The sequence below is a fragment of the Variovorax sp. P2_H12 genome, assembly GCF_056403395.1.
Map to the genome: position 1 here is coordinate 1 of NZ_JBFUFO010000093.1, position 2,671 is coordinate 2,671.

At 60.9% G+C, this 2,671-nt stretch carries 4 protein-coding genes and 2 pseudogenes; 4 read left to right on the plus strand and 2 right to left on the minus strand.

Annotation, left to right across the window (positions count from 1 at the left end):
- The first annotated feature begins 541 nt into the window (after window positions 1-541).
- Complete coding sequence (locus AC1DYK_RS35245; protein WP_478170500.1) at window positions 542-697, plus strand: hypothetical protein; 156 nt, start codon at window positions 542-544, stop codon at window positions 695-697.
- A 52-nt stretch (window positions 698-749) separates the two neighbouring features.
- Here the strand turns inward: AC1DYK_RS35245 and AC1DYK_RS35250 are convergent, their stop codons facing one another.
- Window positions 750-1,007, minus strand: a complete 258-nt coding sequence (locus AC1DYK_RS35250) for a hypothetical protein (protein ID WP_478170501.1) — start codon at window positions 1,005-1,007, stop codon at window positions 750-752.
- A 242-nt stretch (window positions 1,008-1,249) separates the two neighbouring features.
- Here AC1DYK_RS35250 and AC1DYK_RS35255 point away from each other — a divergent pair, with 242 nt between their 5' ends.
- The gene (locus AC1DYK_RS35255) at window positions 1,250-1,516 is read left to right on the plus strand and encodes a DUF1488 family protein (protein ID WP_478170502.1); all 267 of its coding nucleotides are present in this window, start codon (window positions 1,250-1,252) and stop codon (window positions 1,514-1,516) included.
- A gap of 3 nt (window positions 1,517-1,519) precedes the next feature.
- Window positions 1,520-1,834 carry a hypothetical protein gene (locus AC1DYK_RS35260; RefSeq protein WP_478170503.1) on the plus strand — a complete coding sequence of 105 codons (315 nt, stop codon included), beginning with the start codon at window positions 1,520-1,522 and terminating at the stop codon, window positions 1,832-1,834.
- Between the two features lie 256 nt (window positions 1,835-2,090).
- Here AC1DYK_RS35260 and AC1DYK_RS35265 read toward each other — a convergent pair.
- A pseudogene (locus tag AC1DYK_RS35265) lies at window positions 2,091-2,384 on the minus strand (aminotransferase class IV); the annotation flags it as partial.
- A gap of 103 nt (window positions 2,385-2,487) precedes the next feature.
- On the opposite strand from AC1DYK_RS35265, the pseudogene AC1DYK_RS35270 reads away from it, so the two are divergent.
- A pseudogene (locus tag AC1DYK_RS35270) lies at window positions 2,488-2,671 on the plus strand (IS6 family transposase); the annotation flags it as partial.

Below are 2,671 nucleotides of genomic sequence, written 5' to 3' on the forward strand. Positions count from 1 at the left end.
AACTAACCGATCGCTCCGGCCTTCGGCTGACAAGGACCTGTAGTGCAGAGGCAAGGCAGTCACGGCGTTCGTCGGATCCCATCAGAAGAGGCCAGAAATGCGACATTTCAACTTCGCTGGCGCTGCGACATTTGAAAGCAGCGTTGACATTTTCTGTAGGAGCGATTTAGTAATGTCGCCTTCCAGCAAAGTTGAGATGTCGCATATTGGGCCGCCACGAGCTCCGAGGCATGGCCATGGCGACAGCTGCAGCGACGATCACCATGACGATGCGCGAGGCAGGCTGGCTCAAGACGATCCGAGCCGTGGTGGATCGAATGCTGCGAGATGGCCAGGCCGCGCAGTGGCTGGGAATCAACGGACGACAGGTTGAGCGGCTCTGGCCGGAGCCCATCGCCAGCGTTGAGGTCGGCGTGGCGGAGCGACAATGCACCCACACACAAGGACAAAATGGCAACAACTCACCCGGTCACGCTCGAGGAATTGAGCGAAATGGATCACCGACAAGGCTCGCAGGACCTCCGGCTGCGCGGGCCTCAAGGTGAGCGTTCAGTACAAGCTGGCCAAGGCCGATCACGCCGGAAAGAACTGGTCCGATTCCCTCGTCATCAACACGGGCGACTGCGGCATCGACGATGCGTTTGCTGCGATCGTCAATGCGCAGCGTGACGCCATCGGCCGCTTCCATATCTCGTAGCCAAGCCTTCGGCCGAAATGGGACAGAGCGCGGAGCGTGCAGGCGTCCAGTCTCATGCTTTGGACCGTGCCAGCGCCAACGCATCCTGCGAATTCGCAGATTCGATCGCGATGGCCTGTATGACTTTCAGGGTGTCGGCGTCGATGCGCAGTTGTCCTTGCCACAGCGCGGACTTGACCATGCTGATGTCGCTAGGCCGGCCCTTGTGGGTGGGCGCGCACAGCTCGAAGGCCTCGAGGCGGCCGCGAATGTCGAGATCGTTAGGGATCTCCTTCAGACGCTCGATCGCCTGCAAAATGGTCATGGACATGAAGTGCCTTTCAGGCGATGAGGAGCGTGGAGTGTGCGGCATTTGCAAGAGAGCGTTGTTTTGAATGCCCTTATTTCGCTCCCCTCGCCGGACCACACGGCGAATGCACTACGATGGCAGCGACTCTGGCCCCTGCTGCCAGGGCCGCAAGCAGTTCTTCAATTGTGTGACGCGCCTCGTTCGATCGAACGCGAGCCGCCCTCTGGTTCGATGACTTTCGTCATCATCCGAAAGCTTATATCTTGACCGATGAATCGACATTTCATGAATCGTCGGGTACTGTCCGCTTCTGGGTGCTGATCGGCGAGCAGCATGTCGGTGCGAGCGTCGGCAAAGAGACCTTCCACTATCGCTATCACCCGACTGGGCGTGACGACACGCCCCTGTCGACCTTCGCCAACCACCTTCAGGAAATCCATGCCGCGGTGCGGCGCCGGGTCGCCGACGGCTCGGTCGAGCCCGTCATGCTCCGCGATGTGGATTTGCGCGCCTTGCCGACGGCGCCGTAGTCGATGACGCTCGACAAGAACTCCCTCATTCTCGCCCTCCTTCGCGACCGCTCACCGCAGTTCGATTCCGAGCTGGCCGAAGGCGGCTCCATCTCGAGTGGAACGCTTCAGGCGCGCCTGGCAATCCTTCAAGATCAGGGACTCGTGTCCCACGTTAACGTCGACGCTCCCGACGCTCCCGACTCAGGCGATACGGCGACGCCGCAACGACGGCAATACAGCCTGACGACCAAGGGTCGAGCCCGGCTTTTCAGCGAAGCAGCCCTCGAGATCAATGCCGATGCCACCGCTCGGCGCTTTGCACCCCGGCGTCGCTGAGATCATTCAGGGTGCTGGCGCACAACGTTCACTTGATCGCTTTTGAAGCCAGAGGTCTTCGCAGCCCGCAAACATCCAGTTGGGCGCATGGGCGACGATCTGGACTTCGTGCCGGTAGGCTTGGTAAACCCGGTCTCCGTATGAACTTTCTCGCCTCATTCGACTCTCTATGCACAGTCGAAATTGATTCCCGATCTGCCGCATTGCACAAGGCGGGACAGAGCCTGATCCACTGCGGCCCGGTTTTCCAAGTGCCCTATCGAACTTCATCGAGCACGGCGTCGATCCAGCCCCGCAAGCTATTGACGAAGGCCAGTCCTCGCACGCGAGGAAGTTCATCAAGACGCACGACCGCCTCCACCACCCGGCCTTCGCGTAGGCAGCGTTCACGCCCGATGCCAGCCAACAGCCCGCAGTGCAGCACAGGCGTGACCCAGCGGCCGTCGAGCAGCAGCGCCACGTTGCCTTGCGTGCATTCGGTGATTTCGCCGCGCTCGTTCCACAACAGGGTGTCGAAAACGCCGGCGTCGATCGGCGCGAAGGCGTCGTAGGGCATTGTCACGTTGCCGATGGCGTAAGCTTTCGCGATGCAAGATACGACGAGATCGCTCTATCACGGGCACCGGTTCCCGGCGGTGGTGATCAGCTAGGCAGTGCGCTGGTATTTTCGATTTCAGCTCAGCCTGCGCGACATCGAGGAGCTACTGTTCGAGCGCGGCGTGGTCGTGAGCTACGAGACGATCCGGCGCTGGGGCGACAAGTTCGGCGCCAGCTTCGCGCATCGCGCCAAGGCCGCACGCCGCAAGCCAGGATCGACCTGGCATCTGGACGAAATGT

Coding starts and splice junctions, on each gene's coding strand:
- AC1DYK_RS35250 (WP_478170501.1), bottom strand. CDS start 1,007: ATGTCCATGACCATTTTGCAGGCGATCGAGCGTCTGAAGGAGATCCCT.
- AC1DYK_RS35260 (WP_478170503.1), top strand. CDS start 1,520: ATGACGCTCGACAAGAACTCCCTCATTCTCGCCCTCCTTCGCGACCGC.